This window comes from Rouxiella sp. Mn2063, assembly GCF_049319665.1.
Lineage (GTDB): Bacteria > Pseudomonadota > Gammaproteobacteria > Enterobacterales > Enterobacteriaceae > JBMOUD01.
Genome location: NZ_JBMOUD010000002.1, coordinates 186,389 through 210,261, shown reverse-complemented (window position 1 = coordinate 210,261; position 23,873 = coordinate 186,389). Strand labels below are relative to the sequence as shown.

The window sequence follows — 23,873 nt, the reverse complement described above, 5'->3', positions numbered from 1 at the left end:
ACTAACAGGCAGGTTGCCTTAGTGCAGCCTGCTTTTACAAGCAATGTAATTAAGGTAAGTATAATGTCATTACTTAAAACCATCGGCTGGTTGTTGCCCGTTATTTTTCTGGCCGGTTGTGATGGTGCATATCAAAAGACGCCTGAAAAAACACCTGCAAAAACAGTTTCACACGGAATCGCCTTACCAGCTCTGCCAGTCATTCAAGGTGCGGTAGCCGCTTTAATGCCGACGGTCAATGGCCAACGAAACGATCTGATGATGAGCCAGGTATGTGCTCTGGCTCGTGGTGAAAGCACCCAAGAACAAGTCAATCAAGTGCTGCAACAGCAAGGTATCGATCTAAGAAACATTCCTAATCAAGGTCATCCACTTTCATTGCTGGTAAATTCTGACCCATCTCAACGTATTACTGCCTGCGCTGCTTATATCGCCACATCGGTCATGACATTACCTAAAACCAGCGAATTTATGGTGATGACTGAAACCAATATATCTAAGACTAAAAAAGCCAATACACTCGATATTGACCCGGCAAAACTCGAGCATTTTCTTCGCTTACAGCTGACTATTGCCAAAGCCGATGCTGATATCTTTGCGTTAATTGCCACCGAGTTGGAGAAATCCCCCGGTTTGACCCTCGCGCAATATAAACAGAATGCACAAAAATTATTTATTATAATTGCCCCAACCTATCTACAGCGGGTTAAGGAACTCTATTCTAGCGAGCAGGATATTCAGTTCAAACTACTTGCATACTCTGATAGCGAGTTCCAATTCACCAGCAACAACGGCTACTTATTCAGCTATGGGTATGATGGCCTGAGTCTCAGCTATGATCGCATCCCTTGGTACAGCGCAGGTATGTTGTTGGGGAAAACTTATTTATTGGATGTAGCCTATTTTGATCCTGTATTAATAAAGGCTATTGAAAGCGAGCAAAGCAAAAATACCCCTGTTGCAACCAAGGTCCAATAAAATCAAATACTGATTTCGTGATATTAGACGAATGTCGCCATGCCACACACTGCGCTTTAGTGCGTGGCATGGCGACTAGTAGGGTTTTGAAATATTCACCGTACCGGTTTTACTAGACTAATCAAGACCGACAAATCCACCCGTTTGATGCTGCCATAATCTCGCATAGAGACCGCCTTGCGCCAGCAACTCCTGATGACTCCCCAGTTCGACAATTTTCCCCTTCTCCAACACCACCAATCGGTCCATTTTGGCAATGGTAGAAAGCCGGTGGGCAATGGCGATAACGGTTTTGTCACCCATTAAGTTGTTGAGGCTTTCTTGAATTGCCGCTTCAACTTCGGAATCTAGCGCGGAGGTGGCTTCATCCATGATAAGGATCGGCGCATTTTTTAAGAGCACTCGGGCAATAGCAATACGCTGGCGCTGGCCGCCGGAGAGTTTAACGCCGCGTTCGCCTACGTGAGCATCAAGGCCAGTGCGCCCTTCTAGATCAGAAAGTAGCGGAATAAATTCATCGGCTTTAGCGCGATGCAGGGCTTGCCAGAGTTGTTCATCGCTGGCACCGGGCATGCCATATAACAGGTTATCGCGGATGGAGCGATGCAGCAGCGAAGTGTCTTGAGTAATCATCCCGATTTGCGCGCGCAGGCTTTCCTGATTGACCTGGGCAATGTTCTGCTGGTCGATAGCGATACTGCCACCGCTAAGGTCATACAAGCGTAATAACAGATTTACCAGAGTGGATTTACCCGCCCCAGATGGGCCAATCAGGCCAATTTTCTCACCTGGTTTAATTGTTAGCTCCAACCCAGCGATCACCGGTTTACCGCTGTCATAATTGAAATCGATATTATTAAAGCGAATCTCACCCTGACTCACTTGCAGCGATTTAGCCTGCGGCTGGTCTTTTACCTTGATAGGCTGGGAAATAGTCTGCAAGCCGTCTTGCACCATCCCGATGTTTTCAAAAATGCCGTTTACCACCCACATGATCCAACCAGACATATTCACAATACGGATCACTAGCCCAGTCGCCAACGCAATGGCACCCACGCTAATCAACGATTGTGTCCACAGCCACAGTGCAAGTCCGGTGGTACCGACGATAAGCATGCCGTTTAAGATAGTCAGACTCACATCCATGCTGGTCACCACACGTCCCGCCAACTGCGTTTTTTCAGTTTGATCGTTAATGGCTTCACGCGCGTATTGCTGCTCAAGAGAGGTATGGGCGAAGAGTTTCAAGGTCGCAATATTGGTGTAGCCGTCAACGATACAGCCCATCAAGCGGGAACGAGATTCAGAAGACGCTACCGAGCGCGATTTTACTCGTGGAACAAAGTAATACATGCAGCCGATAAAACAAAAAATCCACACAATCAGCGGCAACATTAAACGCCAGTCGGACTGCGCAAATAGCACCAATGCACTGACCGAATAAATCAGCACGTACCATAATGCATCCACCGTTTGTACCGCAGAGTCGCGCAGGGAGTTGCCCGTTTGCATAATGCGTTGGGCAATACGTCCGGCAAAATCGTTTTGGAAGAACCCCAGGCTCTGTTTCAGTACGTAATTATGGTTCTGCCAGCGGATCATGCTCGTCATGCTGGGATTGATGGTCTGGTGTACCAGCAAATCATGCAAGCCAATAAATATCGGACGTAAGACCATCGCCACTACGGCCATCCATAGCAGTTGGCCCCCGTGTTCACTGAAGAAATGGGCAGCGGGAGTATTGGTCATCAGGTCGATAATTTTACTCAGGTAGCTAAATAAGGAAACTTCAATCAATGAGGCAATGAGCCCCACCACCATGAGCAGCGCGAAAGTTCGCCATACCTGACGCAAGTAATAGGCATAGAAAGAAAAAACCGTATTTGGCGGTGTGCCTTCAGGCGCAGGCTGGAAAATATTGATCAGTGATTCGAAACGGCGATAAAGCATATCGATCCTCTTGGTGCATGCTGCCATTGTTGCCAGAGCCATGCAGCTTAAAGCATTTTACTCAGATAAGTGACAGCTTTAAGCATAGGCCTAAAAGAGGATAAACCATGGTTATTGCCGCGAATAACCATGGTTTATAAAGCGATTACGTCTTACGTAACGGCTGATTTTTAAGGAACCACGTCAAGATAAAGCCCATTAACGTTACTCCAGCAGCCACTAAATACACCAAATGCAGTGCCTGGCTAAAAGACAGCAAATAGTCTTCGCGTAGTATCACAGGTAACTGATGTACGCCTTGTGAACCTAGTGAGCGCGGTAATAGGGTGCCTGCCGGTAATCGCATCATTAACTCACGCTGCAAACCGTAACTAAAGATGGCACCAAAGACCGCGACGCCCATTGAACCGCCGATGGAGCGAAATAACGTCACGCTGGATGTCGATACCCCGATAAGCCCTGATTCAACACTGTTTTGTGCCGCCAATACCAACACTTGAATCACCATGCCTAACCCAAAACCTAAAACACCCAAATATAGGTACAACCAATGCATTGGCGTAGAAATTTTTAACGTCGTAAGCAGCCCTATTGCCATAAAAGCGAGCAAGGTTCCTACGATGGGGAAAAGCCGGTATTTGCCAGTTTTACTGATAATACGGCCGCTAATAATAGAGCTGACCAGCAGAAATCCCATCAGAGGCGTGAGTTGTATTCCCGCCTGAGCAGGCGTTGAATTTTTGACAATTTGCAGATAAAGCGGCAGGAAGGTCATTGCACCGAACAACGACATCCCAACAATAAAACTCACCAGACAACTCAACACAAAGGTACGCTGGCGGAAAAGGTGCAGAGGAATAATAGGTTCCACCGCCCGGCGCTGCTGATAGATAAACCCGCCCAGCGAAAACAATCCAAAGGCTAAAATCAACCACAGTTCCAGCGATGCCCAAGGCATTACGGTGCCGCCTTCGCTGGTAAAAAGAATGATGCAACTCAACGCCAGCGTGAGGTAGATAGCGCCCAGATAATCGATCTGGCGCTTAATTCTATTCAGACCCGTCTGAAAGACAGCGCCGATCACCAGCAAAGCAAAAAGTCCCAGCGGTAAGTTAATATAGAATATCCAACGCCATGAGAAATGCTGTACTAGAAAACCGCCAATCAGTGGGCCAACAACCGTAGCCAGTCCGAATACACCACCAAATAGCCCCTGATAGCGACCGCGTTCAGCCGGAGGAATAACGTCCGCAACGGCTGCCATGCTAACGACTAATAATCCACCGCCGCCCAATCCTTGTAAGGCGCGCATCAGGATAAGTTCGGTCATGTTTTGTGCTAAGCCGCAGAGTGCCGAACCAAGCAGAAAAATCACTATCGCGATTTGCAGGACGATTTTACGACCAAAAAGATCGCCAAACTTGCCGTACAACGGCACGACGATAGCGGAGGTCAACATATACGCAGTCACCACCCAAGACAGCTGCGTCATCCCACCAAGTTCACTGACGATCGTTGGTAATGCTGTAGAAACAATGGTTTGGTCAAGTGCTGCCAACAGCATGACCAGCAATAACGTGGAAAACAACAGGCGAATCGACGGTGTTTTTATTGGATGCGTTATAGATGTAGAAACATTGGATTCGTTATGCTGAGTCATATATAGGGTCTGACTTTATATTAATTAACTTAGCAATTAATATAATGAAGACGCTGAAGACTGGTCAATGGAAATGAGTAAACAATGATGAAACAAAAAACTGATAAGCATGATGCTGAGAAAGGTCAGCCTGAAGCTCCTCGCCGACCGGGAAGACCAAGCGGCGTAACTAACGGCGCAGAGCGTCGCGAACATTTACTGATGACGGCCCTGAATTTATTTGCCAGCCAAGGTATTCAAGAGACGTCGCTCACCGCCATCGCCCATCAAGCTGGCGTGACATCGGCAATGTTGCATTACTACTTCCGTACTCGTGAGCACCTGCTGGATGTACTGATTGATGAGCATTTCATCCCGGTCTCCAGCTCGGTGGAAAACATCTTTGAAGATAATGCCAATGATCCGATCGCGGCCATCACTCAACTCGCGGAGAAGTTGATTGATATTTCACTTGAAAACCCTTGGTTTGCGCCAATGTGGGTTCGCGAATTTTTGAGTGCTAACGGAGTGCTGAAACAACGACTCGATGAGCGACGAGGTTCGCACTATAAGCTCATTGCACAGCAGCGCATTGCTGATTGGCAAGCACAGGGCCGTTTGAATGCGGATATCGATCCAACATTAGTGATTATCTCGTTATGCGGATTAACTCTGCTGCCTATCGCCTCAGCGAAAAGAGTCGTGCAGATAGACGGCCCGGTACTAAAACAACATGTTATGTCTTTGCTGATTAACGGCCTGGGAGTGAAATAGCGCTAATCTGGCAGAAAATATAGCAAGCAAAGTCGTACCACTCGAATACAAAAAACCCGACACGACTTGGTGTCGTATCGGGCTGACAAAAGTAAAACCGAGCTATATTTCCCGCAAGATTTATTCTTCTTTCAAGCCACGGTTAATTAGCATCGGCTCAATCGATGGCTCTTGTCCGCGCCATGCACGATAGAGTTTTTCGAGATCTTCGCTATTGCCACGCGACAAGATCATATCGCGGAAACGCTGCCCGTTAGCGGCGGTCAGACCGCCTTGTGCCGTAATACCGGCAAAGGCATCATCGGCCAACATTTCGGTCCACAAATAGGCGTAGTAACCCGCCGCATAGCCGTTCCCCCAAATATGCTGGAAATAGCTGGAACGATAGCGCGGTGGCACATAGCTGAGATCAATATGGTCTTTCGCCAGCGACTCGGCTTCGAACTTATCGACATCCTGTTGCGGTGCATTAGCACTCAGGCTATGCCAATGCATATCTAACAACGCCGCCGCCAATATTTCGGTCATGTCATAACCTTTATTAAACTTGCTGGCCTTGTCGATTTTATCTTTAAGCGCCTGCGGCATTGCCTCCCCGGTTTTGTAGTTTTTGGCGTAATGGGCGAACACTTTCGGGTCGCTGGCCCAGTGCTCATTGAACTGTGATGGGAATTCAACGAAGTCACGCGGCGTCGAGGTACCCGACAAACTGGCGTATTGTTGATCGGCAAACATACCGTGCAGCGCGTGACCAAATTCGTGGAACATGGTGATCACATCATCCCAAGACAGCAACGCCGGTTGCCCGGCGGCGGGCTTCTGGAAGTTCGCCACGTTGTAAATTACCGGATGCGTACCTAATAACTTGGATTGATCGACGAAGTTACTCATCCACGCGCCACCGCCTTTATTATCACGCTGATAATAATCGGCATAGAACAGCGCCATGGATTTGCCATCCTTATCAAACACCTCAAACACCCGCACATCTGGGTTATACACCGGCAGATCTTTACGCTCTTTGAAAGTGATACCGTAAAGCTGATTAGCGGCATAAAACACACCGTTTTCCAGTACGTTGTTCAGCTCAAAGTAAGGCTTGATCTGCGCGTCATCGAGGTCGTATTTATCTTTACGCACTTGCTCAGCGTAATGCTGCCAATCCCAGGCCGCCAGCTTGAAATTCCCCTGCTGCTGGTCGATTTTCGCCTGAATATCTTGCGCTTCACGTTTGGCGCGGGCAGTCGCTGCCGGCACAATTTTATGCATGAAATCCAACGCAGCCTGTGGCGTTTTTGCCATCTGGTTTTGTAGTTTCCACGCCGCATAGCTTGGGAAGCCTAAAATCTGTGCCTGCTCCGCGCGGATCTTCGCCAACTTAGCAATTATCTGCCGCGTGTCGTTAGCATCGTTCTTTTCCGCACGATTAATAGAGGCTTCATACAATGCTTTGCGGGTATCACGATTTTGTAGATTTTGCAGTTGCGGCTGTTGGGTGGTGTTTTGCAACACCAGCAGCCATGCGCTATCGAGCTTGCGATCTTTCGCCGCCTGCGCAGCGGCAGCTAACTCGTCATCACTTAATCCTGCTAATAGCGCTTTGTCTTTGACGACCAATCCACCGGCTTTACTGGCTGCCAGCAACTTATTGGTAAATTGCGTGCTCAGCGTTGCTGCCTGCTGATTAAGCGCTTTGAGTTTTTGCTTATCAGCATCGGATAGATTCGCCCCTGCCAGTTCAAAGCTTTTAAAAGTGACCTCAATCAAACGCTGTGACTCGGCATCAAGCTTTAGCGAGTGACGCTGCTCGTAGACCGTTTTCAAGCGTGCAAACAGCTTGTCATTAAGTTTGATGCTGTCATTCATTGCAGCCAGTTTCGGCGACTGTTCTTCGTCAATTTTTTGCAGCGTATCGCTAGTATTTGCGGAGGTCATGGCGTTAAAGACGCTCAACACGCGGTTTAACAACTCACCCGATTTTTCCAACGCCACATAGGTGTTTTCAAAGGTTGCAGGCGCGGGATTATTCGCAATCGTATCGACTTCGGCCAGCATCTGACGAATACCTTCAGTAATGGCCGGCTGGTAATCACTTTCTTTATAACGATTGAATTCCGGTGCCTGATAAAGCAACGGGCTCGGTTTGAAGAATGGGTTTTCGGCTTGCTGCTGACTATTCATCGTAGTGACCTGTCCCGGTGCAGGGCTTTCGGCGGAAACCGCATAGTGACTAAAAATCAGACTGGTTGCTAAGAAAAGAGGGGATAATCGCATCAGAAAGTTCCTTGGCTAGTGAGGTAAAGTGTCCTTTAAGCTTTTGATGGTAATAACAAATTAATAATGGTAGTAACCAATTAATGATAGTAATAACGGCTTGATTGAGCAAATAGCGCAAGTTATCAATCTACCTAAACCCCGAATAATAACGGCAATATTATTAGGACAACTGCGGGATGTCTCACAGAGAATAAAAACACACCTAGGTAATACCGAAAAGACAATAGAGACTCTCTTCGTACGACGAATTAGCAGCGATATAAAATAAACACGCTTGTTAAAGTCCCAATTTGGGACTAGGCTAACAAACAGTCCCAAACGGGACTATCCGCACGGAGATGGGATGAGATTAATTGCGTTATCTGTCATCAGGGAGTTTTGGGAAAACCCGCAACATTATAATGCAGAGCAATCATTAAAAGCTTGGGTTGATGAAGTGAGAACCGCCAATTGGCAGAATCCGGCAGATATAAAGGAAAAGTACCGCAACGCCAGCATCCTGAAAAATCGACGCGTCGTCTTTAATATTAAAGGTAATGAATACCGCATCGTTGTCGCTATTGCGTATCAGCTAGGCATTGTATACGTGAAATTTATTGGTACTCATCAGCAATATGATGCCATCGACGCCAATACTATTGAGCTGGAGTCATGATGAACATTAAACCCATTCGTACCCATGAAGATTACCGGCTTGCTTTAAAGAGAATTTCTCCACTTATTGAACAAGATCCGCAGGCCGGAACTGATGATGGCGATCTCCTCGATGTATTGGCAACACTTATCGAGAATTACGAAAATAAACATTACCCCATTTATCCCCCAGACCCAATTGAAGCAATCAGATTCAGGATGGAACAGGAAGGACTCAAAGCTTCAGATATGAAAGCCGTCTTTGGTACCGAAAGTCGTTTCTATGAAGTGGTCAATCGTAAGCGAAATCTAACGCTGGCGATGATCAGAAAATTACACCATCAATATGGTATTCCAGCCGAATCACTGCTTGCTGAATAGTCCTATTGTCGAACCTGTAATATTGAGTGCATTAGCGCAGCATTGCGCATCCGCAACAGCTTTACTCTACGCAAAAAAAAGCCGGAGAATAATCTCCGGCCTTCAATCTATTACTTGCTTTGTTCTATATCGTCATCTTACAGAGCGATATCAGCAACTTTCTTCTGTTCAGCTTTCGGTGCTGTGGCTTCTGGCGCTGGCGCAGGTGCGGCTTGCTTGTTTACCTGTGGGTTGTCGAGCAACAGAACGCGGCTTGTGTCGCCCAGTTCTTTCTCAGTTGCTTCCACATTACCATCCAGATTCTGACCATAAGAAGGGATGATGGTTTTCAGCTTAGCCTGCCATTCTGGCGTTGCGACTTTATCTTTAAAGACGGTTTCCATCAGGTGCAGCATGATTGGTGCTGCAGTAGACGCGCCCGGAGATGCTCCCAACAGCGCAGCGATGCTGCCATCTTGTGCGCTAACAACTTCAGTACCTAAGCGCAGTACGCCGCCTTCTTTAGCATCTTTCTTGATGATCTGTACACGTTGACCTGCAACAACCAGTCTCCAGTCAGATTGTTTCGCGTCTGGGAAGTACTCTTTCAGCGCAGCAAAACGGTCATCATCATTAAGCATAACTTGGCTGATCAGGTATTTGATCAAGTCGAAGTTATCCAGACCAACGTGGGTCATTGGCATGATGTTAGAGAAGTTGATGCTACCGAACAGATCCCACAGCGAGCCATTTTTCAGGAACTTGCTAGAGAAGGTTGCGAACGGTCCGAACAGCAATACTTGTTTGCCATCAAGCATACGGGTATCGAGGTGTGGAACCGACATCGGTGGCGCACCAACAGAAGCTTTACCGTAAACTTTAGCCAAGTGGCGTTGAACCACTTCTGGGTTGTCAGTTACCAGGAACTCGCCGCCAACCGGGAAGCCGCCGTAGTTTTTAGCTTCAGGAATACCAGATTTTTGCAGCAGCTTGATAGATGCGCCGCCTGCACCGATAAACACGAATTTGGCATTAATCGTACGCTCTTTGCCACCATCTTTCAGGTCTGCAACGGTCACATTCCAAGTGTTATCAGCGTTACGTTTGATGTCACGAACTTCAGTGCTCAGATTAAGAGAGAAGTTTTTACTTTTCTGTAATGAATCAACTAATTGGTGGGTAATCACACCAAAGTTAACGTCAGTACCGATTGGAATACGGGTCGCAGCAACTTTTTGTTTCGGGTCACGGCCTTCCATCACCAGTGGGATCCACTTCTGGATCTGGTCATGGTCTTCAGAGTATTCCATACCGCGGAACAAGGTGCTTTTTTGCAACGCTGCATAACGCTTACGCAGGAAGTTAACGTTGTCGTCACCCCATACGAAGCTCATGTGCGGCACACTATTAATAAATGAACGTGGGTCGTGCATTACGCCCTGCTCAATTTGATAGCTCCAGAACTGGCGTGAAATCTGGAAGGATTCGTTCACTTCCACCGCTTTAGAGATATCAATTGAACCATCGGCTCTTTCTGGGGTGTAGTTCATTTCTGCCAGTGCAGAGTGACCAGTACCGGCATTGTTCCAGCCGTTAGAGCTTTCTTCAGCCACACCGTCCAGACGCTCAACCATATCGATAGACCAGTCTGGTTGCAGTTCTTGCAGATAAGTCCCCAAAGTGGCACTCATAATCCCACCGCCGATCAACAACACGTCAACGGGCTTCTGCTCTTCGGCCGCAGCTTGCTTGGATAGTCCTAGCAAGTTGAAGCACAGAACGGCGACAAATAGCTTTTTCATGTAATTACATCTCTAATATGTTGATTATTGTCGATTACAGGCGAAACAGATCCGGTCCCTTTGGATGAGCAAAACTATAACCTTGTATTCTTAATGGGATAATGAGTAACCCAATTAAGAATGAAAGATTTGGTTAACCAAATTACTCCAGGCATTCGCCACTGAGTTTACTAAATAGCAACCTTTCGTAATTAATATAACATTATTGTTACGTAGTCTAAAAATAAATTTAATTATTAAAATTAAGTAACAGTATAGTAACTATTTGTTATTAATAACCCATGGAAATACAGGAATATAGGCATTACGTGGGCTGGCTGGGAACGGGCGGGCTATCATAATACCGAAGGGTTTCAAGGAAAAATTAATAAAATTTAACAAATGGCGAATGGGATAATTTTCATTAATCCCGATTACCCTGATATTTAATGTGGTTTATTAACATCAGATAAGTGATAAGAAATACCGCAGTGACGGCTAAACCAATACGCAGAGACGAGGCTATTACCTCGTCTCTTTAAAAAGATAGAGAGGAAAACTACGCTAGAGGAACATTCCACCAGATGCTTCAATACGCTGTGCATTCACCCACCGACTGTCGTCGCTAAGTAACATTGCAACCATCCCGCCAATATCATCAGGCAGACCAACACGACCAAGTGCCGTATTGGCAGCAATATATTGATTAGCCTCCGGGTTATCACGCACGGTGCCGTTGCCAAAATCAGTTTCAATTGCACCCGGTGCGAGAATATTCACCCGAATACCCCGAGCACCGAGTTCTTTGGCTTGGTAACGCGTCAGTACTTCCATTGCCCCTTTCATTGCCGCATAGGCTGAATGTCCAGGTAAGGTAAATCGGGCCAGACCCGTGGATATATTGAGGATACTTCCGCCATCATTAATTAACGGTAGTAATGTTTGCGTCAGGAAAAATGGCCCTTTGAGATGAATATTCATTAATAAATCAAATTCTGCCTCGCGAGTTTGCACATATGGCAAGTGCAAACCCACACCTGCGTTATTGACCAAAAAATCAATGCGGTCACGCTGCCAGTGTTCTGCTAAAACTTTTTCGAGCCGTGCAACAAACGCCGGGAATGTCTGAGTATCACCAACATCAAGTTGTAATGCCGCTGCTTTGGCGCCTTTTTCCTGTATCTCACTCACCACGGCTTGCGCTTCTTCATGCTTGCTGTGATAAGTCAAAATGCTATCAATCCCCTGCTCAGCCAGCTTTAACGCAGCATTTTTACCTAATCCACGGCTACCACCGGTAATAATTGCGATTTTATTAGACACTTTGCTTCTCCATCATTGTTTATTGTCTAATAAACAGACTATTGAATAGTGATTAAGGGATAAATACACCATAATGAGTTTCACTATCCCATATTGAACAACAATAGAGGAAAATGTGGATAAAATTCAGTCAATGCAGATTTTTGTCCGTGTTGCCGAGCTTAATAGCTTTACTCAGGCGGCAGAAAGTTTGGGTATCCCTAAGGCCAGCGCCTCGCGTTTAGTGCAGCAATTTGAAACCAGTCTTGGCGTTCAATTGCTTCACCGTTCCACCCGCCGGGTGCAGCTGACACAAGACGGCAAGGTCTGTTATACGCGTTGCAAAGAACTGCTGGCGAATATCGATGAATTAGGGTCAATGTTCCAGCATAACCCGGCAGCGATTAGCGGACGGATAAGAGTCGATATGCCGATGAGCACTGCACAGCATTTGGTGTTGCCGAAGCTTGCAGAGTTTTTAAACCGTCATCCTGGGCTGGAAATCGAGCTGAGCAGTACCGATCATCAGGTTGATGTTATTCGTGAGGGGTTTGATTGTGTGCTACGCGTTGGTACGTTGAAAGACTCCGCGCTTATCGCTCGCTCGATCGGTCAACTCAGTATGATTAACTGCGCCAGCCCGGACTATTTACGCCGTTACGGCACACCAATACATCCCAATGAGTTGATACAACACGCCATGGTGCACTATCAGCAGATCTTCGGCGGGCAAAAAGAAGGATTTAGCTATCTTGATGGCAACCAACTCAAAATTGTTCCCATCGGTGGGGCCGTCACTGTTAATAGTACAGAAACATATAGCAGCGCCTGTCTGGCTGGTTTAGGGATTATCCAGGCTCCTAAAAGTGGGATGGAACCCTATTTAAATAGCGGTCAACTCGTGAGTATCTTGCCACAGTTTTGCGCACCGCCGTTGCCTATCTCATTGGTCTACCCTCACCGGCTAAATTTATCCCGACGCGTCAAGGTATTTATGGATTGGCTAACCGAGATCATGCAAGAACACGTCGGCTAAATAAAATCGTCACAGGATAAATACTCACCATACAGCCCAGCTTTCGGCACAGTTCAACCGATGGCGGCTATACTTGGGGAAGCTATTTTTACACTCAATAATGGGGATGGCATATCATCGACCCTATTCGAAGTCTGCGCTCACGATTAGCCGTGGAAGCAATCGGATAGGCATTGATGCCAAATAAGCGCCAAGGAGTTATCACTTTATATGACAGGAACATCAAAATCCGAATCCACGACCGACAACAACGATAGCCCGCTGATTAATATTAAAACGGGTAACGCCGCCGTTGATAAGAACATTAGTCGCTTTTCATGCTTAGTCACGCGAGTACAAAATTGGGGTTGGGTTGCCCATTTGATCCGTACAGTGGAACGCTTTAACGATCGATTAGGTAGTCAGTTCGGTGCTGCGATCACCTACTTCTCTTTCTTATCTCTGATCCCGATTCTGATGGTGTCTTTCGCCACCGTTGGTTTTGTACTGGCCTCCAATCAAGACCTGCTGACCGAACTTATCAATAAGATAGTCAACAGTATCAGCGACCCGACATTAGCTAACACCTTAAAAAACACGGTGAATACTGCTATTGAACAGCGTACCACTGTCGGCCTGTCCGGCTTATTATTGGCGCTTTACTCTGGTATCAGCTGGATGGGCAACCTGCGAGAAGCTATCCGAGCACAGTCACGTGACGTGTGGGAGCGAAATCCACAAGATCAGGAAAAAATCCACACTCGCTATCTGCGCGACTTCCTTTCTCTAACCGGACTGGTCCTGGCACTCATTATCACCTTATCACTGACCTCAATTGCCGGTTCTGCTCAGAAAACTATTGTCGATGCCTTAGGACTTAGTCACATTGAGTGGCTGCGCCCCGCGCTAACGATTATCGCCACCAGTATTTCGATTGCCGCAAACTATCTGCTCTTTTTGTGGATCTTCTGGGTATTGCCACGACATAAGCCACGTAAGAAAGCCTTGCTGCGTGGCACCCTAATTGCGGCGATTGGCTTTGAAGTCATTAAGTACATTATGACGATGATGCTACCAAGTCTGGCTCGCTCACCTTCTGGTGCCGCTTTTGGCTCAGTACTTGGGCTGATGGCATTTTTCTATTTTTTTGCGCGCCTGACACTGTTTTGCGCCGCGTGGATCGCCACTGCACGTTATAGCGATGACCCACCAAGAGAAGAGTCCGAACCTGCGGCACAGCCAGCTAGCGAGTAATTCCCCTTTTTCGCCAATAGTGCCAGTCGCTATTGGTGTTAGCCTGCTGTTACCTGATGGTTCAAGGAAGAGTCAGTTGCTCAGTGAGTGCCGTTTCTTTGCTAGAAACGGCTGACCATTCTTGTTCTAACTATTCTTGCTCTGATGAGGGATTTTTATGCAACTATCATTAAAAGGAAAAGTCGCCGTTATCACTGGCGCAGGCAGCGGTATTGGCCGCTGTACGGCACTGACGCTCTCCGCACTGGGTGCCAGTGTCGCTGTCGTCGACCTCAATGGTCCAGCGGCAGAGAAAGTGGCTCAAGAGATTGTGCTCGCAGGCGGTAAAGCCGTTGGGTTATTGGTTGATATCACCAATGAGCAGCAAGTTGATCAAGCTTTTGAGCATGTTGTGCGAGAGTTAGGCCCGGTAGATATCCTGGTGTCTAATGCCGGTATTCAAATCATCAATAGTATTGAGGATTTTGCCTTTGCTGATTGGAAAAAGATGCTGGCTGTACATTTAGACGGGGCGTTTCTAACGACCAAAGCTGCCCTGCGTTCAATGTACCCAAACGATCGAGGAGGAACGGTGATTTATCTGGGATCCGTTCACTCTCATGAAGCATCTAAACTGAAATCTGCGTATGTGACGGCAAAACACGGTCTGCTTGGATTGAGCCGTACTTTAGCGAAAGAAGGTGCTGAACATAACGTACGCAGCCATGTTGTTTGTCCTGGCTATGTCGCAACACCACTGGTGCAAAAACAGATCCCGCAGCAAGCTAAGGAATTGGGGATTAGTGAGGAAGAGGTGGTTGCCAAAATCATGCTGGCAGGCACGGTGGATGGACAATTTACCGATCAACAGGATATCGCCGATATGATCGCGTTCCTGGCCTGCTTCCCTAGCGCAGCATTAACTGGGCAATCATTAATTGTCAGTCACGGCATGGCTATGCACTGATTATTATCCGCCGCATTGCTAACGCGGCTATCGGCGGTCAACTCCCCGAGGACTCGTAGAATCCCTTCTTACCTTGCCTTCGTGCCAGCTCACTAAAATGAACTGGCATTTAATTCCAACAATCAGCCATAAAAGCAGTCTATTAAACTGATAAATGCGGAATCAACTCGCAATAACCAGAATAACTCACTACAGAAGCCGCTAACCTTCGGCTTTTTTACAGTGACTTACTCTGAAATTTCATCATCTAAAAAACTTATGACTAACAAAAAACAACCTCGCAGAATGATTGCGCAAAATCATGCGGAAATGTCACATTGTGAGATTTTGCCACGTTGAAAACGCTTGGGGCTGTGCTTAAGATGCAAGCTATTGTCAATTTCATTTACATTAAAAACCAATAAGAAACAATCATGCAAGCCACTCCAATCACTCCAGAACTTGAAGCTGACGCTTATTTGGTCAGCCAAAACTCGCGCGGTAAAGTTATCGTTGCCTCATTAATTGGTACCGCTATTGAGTTTTTTGATTTTTATATTTACGCCACTGCCGCGGTTATCGTCTTTCCGCATATTTTCTTCCCGCAAGGCGATCCTACTGCGGCAACACTGCAATCGTTAGCCACCTTTGCGATTGCCTTTATCGCTCGTCCGATTGGTTCTGCACTATTCGGTCATTTCGGCGATCGTGTCGGTCGTAAAGTCACGTTGGTTGCTTCCTTGCTCACCATGGGGATCTCCACCGTGGTCATCGGTTTGCTGCCAACCTATAACAGCATTGGTGTATTCGCGCCGCTGCTGCTGGCGCTGGCTCGCTTTGGTCAAGGGCTAGGACTCGGGGGCGAATGGGGGGGCGCGGCACTGCTGGCAACCGAAAACGCTCCGGCAAAAAAACGTGCGCTTTATGGTTCCTTCCCGCAGCTCGGCGCACCTATTGGTTTCTTCTTCGCCAACGGCATGTTCTTGCTACTGTCATGGCTGCTGACCGACCAGCAATTTATCGAATGGGGCTGGCGCGTGCCGTTTGTCCTTTCTGCTGCGCTGGTATTGATCGGCTTGTATGTCCGTGTTTCTCTACATGAAACCCCCGTATTTGCCAAAATTGCTAAAGCAGGTAAACAGGTCAAAGTGCCTATCGCCCGTTTATTCAGCAAGCATCTGAAAGCTACCTTGCTGGGGACCTTTATTATGGTCGCCACTTACACGCTGTTTTACATTATGACCGTTTACACCCTGACCTACGGCACGACGCCAAAACCAGTCGGTTTGGGCATTGCTCGTAATGATTTTCTGTTGATGTTGATGATTGGTGTGGTTGGCTTTGGTGTCTTGGTGCCTATTGCCGGTCAAATGGCTGATAGCTTTGGCCGCCGCAAAACTATGATTGGCATCACCTTGCTGATGATCGTCTTCGCCTTGAATTTCCCGGCTATGCTCAGCGCAGGATCCATCTCCATGGTGATGCTGTGCCTGCTGTGTGGCTTTATTGTGATGGGGATGACCTTTGGCCCAATGGGGGCGCTGTTGCCAGAATTGTTCCCAACCGAGGTTCGCTATACCGGTGCATCATTCTCTTATAATGTCGCTTCAATATTAGGCGCATCCGTGGCACCTTATATTGCGACCTGGCTGACTACCCATTACGGTTTGTTCTACGTAGGTGTCTATTTGGCATCGATGGCAACGCTGACCCTGATAGCGCTGCTGTTGTCCAAAGAGACTCGCGATCAGTCACTGTAATACAGTCTTCCAAGTATGCCGGGCACAAAGCCCGGCATTTTTATATTCATAACATCTTTTATATTCAGCATACTTTTAACCAGAAGAACCCTACATGTCCTTTAAACGTCACCTGCAACTTCCTTTATTATCACTGAGCATGATGCTTGCCGGAGTGGGTTGCTATGTACAACCAGCCAGTGCAAACCCTGACGCTCTGTGGAATATCATTAGTCAAAAATGCGTGCCAGATCAGCGTAACAATGGCCAACCCGCCCCTTGCTCTCAGGTTGATGAGAAAGAGGGTTTCGTGGTCATGAAAGACATGAATGGCCCACTGCAATTCCTGTTGATGCCAACGGCGAAAATTAGTGGAATGGAAAGCCCGGTGTTACTGGAAGACAAGACACCGAACTTCTTCGCCGAGGCCTGGCAAGCCCGACATTTTATGTCGGATAAATATGGTAAACCGATTGATGACAGTCATGTCTCGCTGGCCATCAACTCACAGTCTGGTCGTACCCAGAATCAGCTACATATTCATATTTCATGTCTGCTACCCGAAGTGAGAAAGACGTTGGATAAAGATGCCGGCGCCATAAACGAACAATGGCAAGCCCTGCCCGATACTCTGGTCGGCCATACCTATCTGGCGCGCCGTATTACTGCCGCGCAATTAGGTGAGAAAGGTGCGTTCCGCATGCTGGCAGACGGCGTGCCCGCAGCCAGAAAGAATATGGGGCACTTTGGTATGGCAATGGTCAGTCTGAAAGGGGGCGATTTCCTGCTGTTGGCTATTGAGCGCAATTTGTGGACGTTTAATAAGGCGTCCGCAGAAGAGATTCAGGACCATGATTGCGCGGTATTAAATAACCCTGCTAGCTAACTCGATTATGACTCCCTGCGCGAGCCTTTTAGTCGCGCAGGGAGCATTACCCAAATACGAGATTACTTCTGCTTCATCTTCCGCAAAATTGCCCCGCACTGGTTTGTCTCATTATCGCTAGGCGAAACTAATGCCAGCAAGCCAGCAGCCGGTGTGAGTACCACGCCTAATGCCACCGCCGCTGCGCCACGCGCAATTAACGGCCCGGGTTTCACCCCTGCATCAGGATGCTTAAAAGTACCGCGCACATACAATGGTGAACGCAAAGTCAGCACCCGCATCCCTTTGCTGTCTGGGTCAATGGTGAGATCGAGACGCTCATTGGCAAAGTTACTCGTTCCGGTGACGTTAATAAGTGCGTTCTCGGTATCAAATACCAACAAATCAGGCTTGGCCAAACCATTCTTGATATTGACGTCCGCTGCCGCACAGTTAATTTTCACCTCGTCATCACCAAATAAGCGTGATACCAAATAATTACCTACGTTCAATCCGGCAATTTCCATTAAACTACGGCTAATTACCCCGTCGTTAATTAACAACTTCAACTCACCATTACCGGTACCCAGCAACGCCGCCACCGAATTACCTGTGCCGCTTAAGGTGGCATCGCCATTAAGCTGTCCCAGGCTTTTTTTCATAGACTCCACGTTGGGTAACAAGGCTTTGAGTTGTAACTTGCGGACATGCAAGTCCACACGACCACGCATCGGTGATTTGTCGCCTTCCAGCCGCACCGTAGAATTCAAGTTACCTCCGGCAACACCAAAGCGCAGCGGGTCCATCAAAATTGTGCCGTTATCAAGCTTTAAATGGGTGCTAAGATCGCTAAGTGGTAGCGATTTTCCATGTTCGATACGTTTAGCACTGAATTTCACATCTGCATCCATCGCCCGCCAACTTTTGGTATCAAATTGCTCCACCGGTAGCGCTTTATCCGCAGGCTGACGTGTCGCTTCACCACGTTTAGCTTTGTCTGTATTAGAATCGGCGCCAATAAGCGGAGCCAAATCAGCAAAGCGCAACTGATTAGAAGTGATATCACCGCTTAATTTAGGGCGAGGCTTACTGGCCAGATAAATCAATGAACCGTGGATATCGCTATCCCCAATCTGTCCATTAAAGTCCTGGTACTGATATTTCGCTCCTGCAGGTTGCTGCAACTGCGCGCTCAGATGTCCATCGGTAGAATAAGGCGGCGTTTGCGGCAATAACACACCGGTTAGGCCATAGAGGTCAGAGAGGGTCTGACCGGAGAATTTTAAGCGTAGGTCCAGCGCACCGAGATTAAGCGGGTCGGTTAAGGTCCCTGCCACCACAACTCGCGTCTTGCCGGAACGGACATCGGCCTGGAGCGGGAAACGAGCGTTGGCATCTTGCAAGGCAATCATGCCGCCGATTTTGCCGCTACCAGATAACGGCTCACCGCGATATTTACCCTCGATTTTCCAGCCAAAAACATAATCGGGAGTGACTACATTGGCCTGTTTTTTATCTTCTTTTTGCCCTTTATCGCCCACGACTTCAGCAAAAGGTAATGGCTTGCCCAACGGGTCAATAGTGGCGCGAAAATCCGCCTTCAAGGTGGCGTCTTTGAAATTAATCTGCCCACGGTCAAAGACAATGTCGTTAAGCTGAAATGACCAATCTGACGATTGCTGTGACTGCCCACTATCCTTGTCCTGACTATTTGCCAGCGTAAAGGTCCAGTTATTTTTACCATCCGCCAGACGTACCAGCGACGCATCCGGCTGCTTCAACCACAGTCGCGGGATCAGTACTTTTTTGCCTAGCAGAGCCAACGGCGCGATGCTGGCATCCACTCGCTGTAGCGTCACCATCTGTTCACTGCCAGGAATATCCTGCGGATTTCCCAACACAATATCTTCAGCATGAATATGTGGCCAAGGCACCCATGCGCGCCAGCCGCCCTCTTCCTTCTGCCGCGACCAATCGACACCGAGATCACCACGGATGGCGAAAGTCCGGTTCAACTCAGCAGATACTTTGCTATTAATGGTCGGTTTTAAGCGGTTCCAGTCGAAGGTCGTAATAAAGATAATAAGTACAATCAATACAATAACCACCGCCGCCGCGATCCAACTCACCACCTTTCCTGTGCGCGTCATTAGCACTATCCCTCTCATATGTTCATTGTTTATACATAGTGTAGGATGCGTCGGCGGACGTAGAGCGCTTTTTTAAAGCAATGAGTGGGGATTGAAGCAATGACCGTTGCTTTGGGCGGTTTTGTAAAACTGGGAACGGTAGTTGCGAAACGAATAAAAAGATGTCGGGAATACTATTAATACGGTGAGTTTTCGGTTTCCGAAGCACGGAGTTCAATATGGCTCAGTAGCCTAAACCGAGTAAAGGGATGAAAGCGCATCCCTTTACAATCCCGCGCTTTTTCAGTGTGTTATATCAGATTACAACTAGGCTATGTTTCAGTTGCCACAGTGATAGGCGCAAATTTCATGGCTCCGCCATCCCTTCCTCGGATTCGAGCCTGCTTCGCTATCTCTCCATCACTCGTCAGTGAAATTTTGAGTGCGCCACCAAGCTTTTTTAAATTCAAAGGCTAAAACTGCCTCTGCTTTTCTGTTTGTGCTGTTGCTGTTGATTTAAAAGCCGCTCAGCGCACTCAAAATTTCACCGGCAAGTGGTGAGAGACAACAGCATTATCGTTGGCTCGACCCCGCAACCGGGTATCCCAGAGGGATGAAATTTGCGCTATAACGGAAATTTCTGAAACATGGCCTCCGCTGGATACCGAGTTGAAGTATCAAAAGGCGCAGGATCGCAAAGGAACGCGCCTTCGTTCCTTTGCTCGGTTCGGGCTACGATGCAGCATTGATAACCGCATTTGAAGAACCGAAAATTACACCGTTCCCGGTTTTGCAAAACCGCCCAAACCACGTTCATTGCTTCATCATTTTACTGTGCCGCAGTAGTCGCTCCATCAGCCGGTGCTGCTACTGGTGCAGCCTCCACCGCAGGTGCCATAATCGCATCGTAAATTCCCTGTAATCCCTGGACGTCCATTTCTGGTTCGCCTTTAGGTTGAGTCAGCAGCATTGAAGGCTCGCGTGATAATTGCTGTTTCAATTCCTGATTCAGTGCTTCTAGCGTCAGTGATGACAAGAACTTCTGGCGCAGCTTCTGATATTGCTCTGGGGCGATATCAACCACTGAGTTCTGTTGCGAACGTAAGCGCTGGGCCATTAATACGCCGGTATCAGTACGCGCATAAGTAGCAAACAGCTTATTGAGCTGGTCCTGTTTCTGCGCAATCAATGTATCAAACTCAGCCTGAGTGATACCTTTATCACGTACTTTAAGTAGCTCTGTTCCTAGCTGCTTAAGCGACTCCTGCACTTTTTCCTGTGGATTGTCCAAGCGAATCGCACATTGGGCAATTTGATACTGCACACTACAATCAAAGCTCAAGTTAGGCACCGCAATACCGTCAGTCTTTGCTTCTTGCCCAGCAACAGCGGTGCTCTTCATCGACTGCTGCAAATGCCAGAACAAGGCTTCTCGCGCCAGATCACTGCGCCAATACGCATTTAAAGCCGTCGATTCCTGAATCGGCTTCCACGGCATGCTCCATATCAGAGACAGTCGATCCTGTGTGGCAGACGCGTCCATAACCGTCATCGCTTTCGGCTGCATATCAGCGAGCGTTGGCATTGTCTGCGGCGCTTCACGGCGGCCTTTTAATACGGAGAATGTACGGTTGATCTGCTCAGCCATATTGCGACCATCAACATTACCAACCACATAAAGCGTCATCGCATCAGGCGTATACCACTGGTGATAAAATTTGCTGAGCAAGTCTGCTTGAATTGGGTTCGCTGGTACCAACGAAGGATCGTGTCCGGCCAGCGTCGAGCCGGTTATGCGGTAGCGCCACCAGGCATCTGCGGTATCGCCAGGCATTGCATCAATCGGGTCTTGAGGCGCTTGCAAAGCGGCCTGTACATTCGCCGAATCAATATTCATTTTACCTGCAGCGTTTACCAGCCAGGTTAAGGCTTCTTTTAACAGATCCGGTCGGTTATTAGGCAAGCTGAGGTTATAAGAGGTGTAGTCATAGGAGCTCACAACGGGTGTAAGAGGCCGATGACTATCCATACTTTGCTGCCAAAAGGAGTGTAATTGCGCGGTAGTGAAACCTTGGCTGCGAATCAACGAGATACGCGGCAGAAAATGAGCAAATCCTTGCTGTTGAGCGGTCTCTGCTAAAGAGCCAGTACGCACGACTAGACGTAACTCAGTACGATCGCTTGGGCGTTGCGGCGTGGTCAATAATTGCCAACTGAATCCATTATCCAATGAGCCTTGCTGCCAGGCTGGATCAGGTTGTAGCGCTTCAGCCTGCACGTTAACCGCGGAGCAGGCCAATAGTGCCCCACCGACGAGTAAACGAATTCTGGTACCCTGCATGTTGAACCCCTACTTAAGATTTCTTTCCAATTTAAACATGCTTATCCTGCCCGTTTGCCATGATGGCATTGAATCGGGTCTTAATGCGAAAGCAAAGTATGGCGAGTTTAGCACTGTGTTAGACAGCGAACCTTTACCAATGTCACCGCTGCCAATAAAAATAATCTTGAATAAATGACGTCGACAGGAACGAAACCAACATATTATTAAGATAATCCGTAGGTTACATCAAGAAAGTTATGAAATATCGCATCTATGCTCAAAAAACGCCGCGGTACCGATAGGCGGTAATTGAGAGACAAATCGGCTTACAACTCTGCAACTTGCAGTGTGACGACGATAAACACGATGATTCAGATGGAAACGGCCGGACGATTACCGCCAGACAGACTCTCATTGTTCTGTCTGGCGGTAAAAGATTACTGCAGATTAGGAGTGTGATGCGCTTTTTTCTGCCGCAGACAGAGTTTGCTTACCAGACAGGCTAGCTTGCAGTTGTTTCTCGTCTAATTGGCCACACCATTTAGCAACAACAATCGTTGCCACGCCGTTGCCGACCAGGTTGGTCAACGCACGAGCTTCAGACATGAAGCGGTCAATACCAAGGATTAATGCCAATCCGGCAACAGGTAAATGACCAACCGCTGACAGCGTTGCCGCCAGAACGATAAAGCCACTGCCAGTCACGCCAGCTGCACCTTTGGAAGAAAGCAGCAGCACAACCAACAAGGTCACCTGATGCCAAACATCCATGTGCGTATTGGTCGCCTGAGCGATAAACACTGCCGCCATGGTTAAATAAATAGAGGTGCCATCGAGGTTAAATGAATAACCTGTTGGGATGACTAAACCCACCACTGATTTCTTGCAGCCCAGCTTCTCCATTTTGTCGAGCATACGCGGCAAGACCGATTCAGAAGAAGAAGTACCCAGAACAATCAGCAACTCTTCTTTGATATGGTTAATAAACTTGAAGATGCTAAAGCCGGTGAAGCGAGCAATCAGCCCCAGAACCACCACCACAAACAATACACAGGTCAGATAGAAGCACAGAATCAACTGGCCAAGCTGCACCAATGAACCTACGCCATATTTGCCGATGGTAAAGGCCATCGCACCGAAAGCCCCTAACGGCGCAAGGCGCATGATCATATTGATGATGCCGAAGATAACTTTCGAGAAGCTATCGATAAAATTGAAAACCAACTGACCTTTATCGCCCAGACGATGCAACGCGAAGCCAAATAGCACGGCAAACATCAGGACTTGCAGGATATTACCGCTAGCAAACGCGCCAATCACGCTAGCTGGGATGATATCTAACAGGAAAGGAATAATGCCTTGGCTCTGCGCTTGTTCGGCATACATTGCCACGGCTTTGGCATCCAGCGCTGCGGGATCAACGTTCATGCCAGCGCCCGGCTGAACGATGTTGACAATAACCAGGCCGATAATCAGTGCAATAGTACTGACAACCTCGAAATACAGCAGAGCAATCGCCCCTGTGCGCCCAACAGCTTTCATGCTTTCCATACCGGCGATACCCGTCACCACCGTACAGAAAATAACTGGGGCAATAATCATTTTAATCAACTTCACAAAACCGTCGCCTAACGGTTTCATCTGTACGCTTATATCTGGGTAGAAGTGTCCAAGTAGAACACCTAAGGTGATAGCAAGCAGCACCTGAAAGTAGAGACTCTTATAAAAAGGTTTTTTTGTCATTTTAGTCATCCTGTTATGAAGGCATCGCTTATGCGTGATAAACACGTATGAGGAAAGCGACCAGCAGAAGGTAACACCGACATAACAAGATGAAAATGAATTGTTTCGGGTTGTAATTACAGATGTTTAAAAACTAGAGCTGAAAGCATTCTGCACGCAGGAATTCAAGGTAAGTAGATGTTACAA

At 47.6% G+C, this 23,873-nt stretch carries 17 protein-coding genes; 9 read left to right on the top strand and 8 right to left on the bottom strand.

What is annotated here, in order from left to right; all coding sequences use genetic code 11:
* Positions 1 to 21 precede the first annotated feature (21 nt).
* Positions 22 to 978, top strand: a complete 957-nt coding sequence (locus ACL9RG_RS04325; protein ID WP_422791360.1) for a hypothetical protein — start codon at positions 22 to 24, stop codon at positions 976 to 978.
* A gap of 117 nt (positions 979 to 1,095) precedes the next feature.
* On the opposite strand, the gene ACL9RG_RS04320 is transcribed toward ACL9RG_RS04325, so the two are convergent.
* On the bottom strand, positions 1,096 to 2,928 hold the full coding sequence (locus ACL9RG_RS04320; protein ID WP_422791359.1) for an ABC transporter ATP-binding protein: 1,833 nt from the start codon (positions 2,926 to 2,928) through the stop codon (positions 1,096 to 1,098).
* A 145-nt stretch (positions 2,929 to 3,073) separates the two neighbouring features.
* Positions 3,074 to 4,588, bottom strand: a complete 1,515-nt coding sequence (locus ACL9RG_RS04315) for an MDR family MFS transporter (protein ID WP_422791358.1) — start codon at positions 4,586 to 4,588, stop codon at positions 3,074 to 3,076.
* A gap of 84 nt (positions 4,589 to 4,672) precedes the next feature.
* Here ACL9RG_RS04315 and ACL9RG_RS04310 point away from each other — a divergent pair, with 84 nt between their 5' ends.
* Positions 4,673 to 5,341 (top strand): TetR/AcrR family transcriptional regulator, encoded by a 669-nt coding sequence (locus ACL9RG_RS04310; protein ID WP_422791357.1) that lies wholly within the window; start codon positions 4,673 to 4,675, stop codon positions 5,339 to 5,341.
* Between the two features lie 120 nt (positions 5,342 to 5,461).
* Here the strand turns inward: ACL9RG_RS04310 and dcp are convergent, their stop codons facing one another.
* Positions 5,462 to 7,522: a peptidyl-dipeptidase Dcp gene (gene dcp / locus ACL9RG_RS04305; protein WP_422791586.1), complete on the bottom strand. Its 2,061-nt coding sequence runs from the start codon at positions 7,520 to 7,522 to the stop codon at positions 5,462 to 5,464.
* 439 nt (positions 7,523 to 7,961) lie between these two features.
* On the opposite strand from dcp, the gene ACL9RG_RS04300 reads away from it, so the two are divergent.
* Positions 7,962 to 8,273 carry a type II toxin-antitoxin system HigB family toxin gene (locus ACL9RG_RS04300; protein WP_422791355.1) on the top strand — a complete coding sequence of 104 codons (312 nt, stop codon included), beginning with the start codon at positions 7,962 to 7,964 and terminating at the stop codon, positions 8,271 to 8,273.
* Positions 8,273 to 8,632, top strand: coding sequence for a helix-turn-helix domain-containing protein (locus tag ACL9RG_RS04295; RefSeq protein ID WP_422791585.1), 360 nt, complete (start codon positions 8,273 to 8,275; stop codon positions 8,630 to 8,632). Before ACL9RG_RS04300 ends, ACL9RG_RS04295 begins: the two co-directional genes overlap by 1 nt.
* Before the next feature lie 137 nt (positions 8,633 to 8,769).
* On the opposite strand, the gene ACL9RG_RS04290 is transcribed toward ACL9RG_RS04295, so the two are convergent.
* Together ACL9RG_RS04290 and ACL9RG_RS04285 are read right to left on the bottom strand one after the other, a co-directional pair.
* Positions 8,770 to 10,413, bottom strand: a complete 1,644-nt coding sequence (locus ACL9RG_RS04290) for a malate:quinone oxidoreductase (protein WP_422791353.1) — start codon at positions 10,411 to 10,413, stop codon at positions 8,770 to 8,772.
* A 543-nt stretch (positions 10,414 to 10,956) separates the two neighbouring features.
* The gene (locus ACL9RG_RS04285; RefSeq protein ID WP_422791352.1) at positions 10,957 to 11,715 is read right to left on the bottom strand and encodes an SDR family NAD(P)-dependent oxidoreductase; all 759 of its coding nucleotides are present in this window, start codon (positions 11,713 to 11,715) and stop codon (positions 10,957 to 10,959) included.
* Between the two features lie 115 nt (positions 11,716 to 11,830).
* On the opposite strand from ACL9RG_RS04285, the gene ACL9RG_RS04280 reads away from it, so the two are divergent.
* The 5 genes from ACL9RG_RS04280 to ACL9RG_RS04260 all read left to right on the top strand — a co-directional run bounded on the left by ACL9RG_RS04280 (position 11,831) and on the right by ACL9RG_RS04260 (position 17,513).
* A complete protein-coding gene (locus tag ACL9RG_RS04280) occupies positions 11,831 to 12,730 on the top strand; it encodes a LysR family transcriptional regulator (protein ID WP_422791351.1) in 900 nt (299 codons plus the stop codon).
* 210 nt (positions 12,731 to 12,940) lie between these two features.
* Positions 12,941 to 13,963 (top strand): inner membrane protein YhjD, encoded by a 1,023-nt coding sequence (yhjD, locus tag ACL9RG_RS04275; protein ID WP_422791350.1) that lies wholly within the window; start codon positions 12,941 to 12,943, stop codon positions 13,961 to 13,963.
* Positions 13,964 to 14,120: 157 nt separating this feature from the next.
* Positions 14,121 to 14,909 carry a 3-hydroxybutyrate dehydrogenase gene (locus tag ACL9RG_RS04270; protein ID WP_422791349.1) on the top strand — a complete coding sequence of 263 codons (789 nt, stop codon included), beginning with the start codon at positions 14,121 to 14,123 and terminating at the stop codon, positions 14,907 to 14,909.
* A gap of 413 nt (positions 14,910 to 15,322) precedes the next feature.
* Positions 15,323 to 16,648: an MFS transporter gene (locus tag ACL9RG_RS04265; protein WP_422791348.1), complete on the top strand. Its 1,326-nt coding sequence runs from the start codon at positions 15,323 to 15,325 to the stop codon at positions 16,646 to 16,648.
* A 94-nt stretch (positions 16,649 to 16,742) separates the two neighbouring features.
* Complete coding sequence (locus ACL9RG_RS04260; RefSeq protein ID WP_422791347.1) at positions 16,743 to 17,513, top strand: CDP-diacylglycerol diphosphatase; 771 nt, start codon at positions 16,743 to 16,745, stop codon at positions 17,511 to 17,513.
* 62 nt (positions 17,514 to 17,575) lie between these two features.
* Here ACL9RG_RS04260 and ACL9RG_RS04255 read toward each other — a convergent pair whose 3' ends face one another.
* The 3 genes from ACL9RG_RS04255 to ACL9RG_RS04245 all read right to left on the bottom strand — a co-directional run bounded on the left by ACL9RG_RS04255 (position 17,576) and on the right by ACL9RG_RS04245 (position 23,687).
* A complete protein-coding gene (locus ACL9RG_RS04255; RefSeq protein WP_422791346.1) occupies positions 17,576 to 19,642 on the bottom strand; it encodes an AsmA family protein in 2,067 nt (688 codons plus the stop codon).
* Positions 19,643 to 20,450: 808 nt separating this feature from the next.
* Positions 20,451 to 21,962: a M16 family metallopeptidase gene (locus ACL9RG_RS04250; protein WP_422791345.1), complete on the bottom strand. Its 1,512-nt coding sequence runs from the start codon at positions 21,960 to 21,962 to the stop codon at positions 20,451 to 20,453.
* 429 nt (positions 21,963 to 22,391) lie between these two features.
* Positions 22,392 to 23,687 (bottom strand): dicarboxylate/amino acid:cation symporter, encoded by a 1,296-nt coding sequence (locus ACL9RG_RS04245; protein ID WP_422791344.1) that lies wholly within the window; start codon positions 23,685 to 23,687, stop codon positions 22,392 to 22,394.
* Positions 23,688 to 23,873 lie beyond the last annotated feature (186 nt).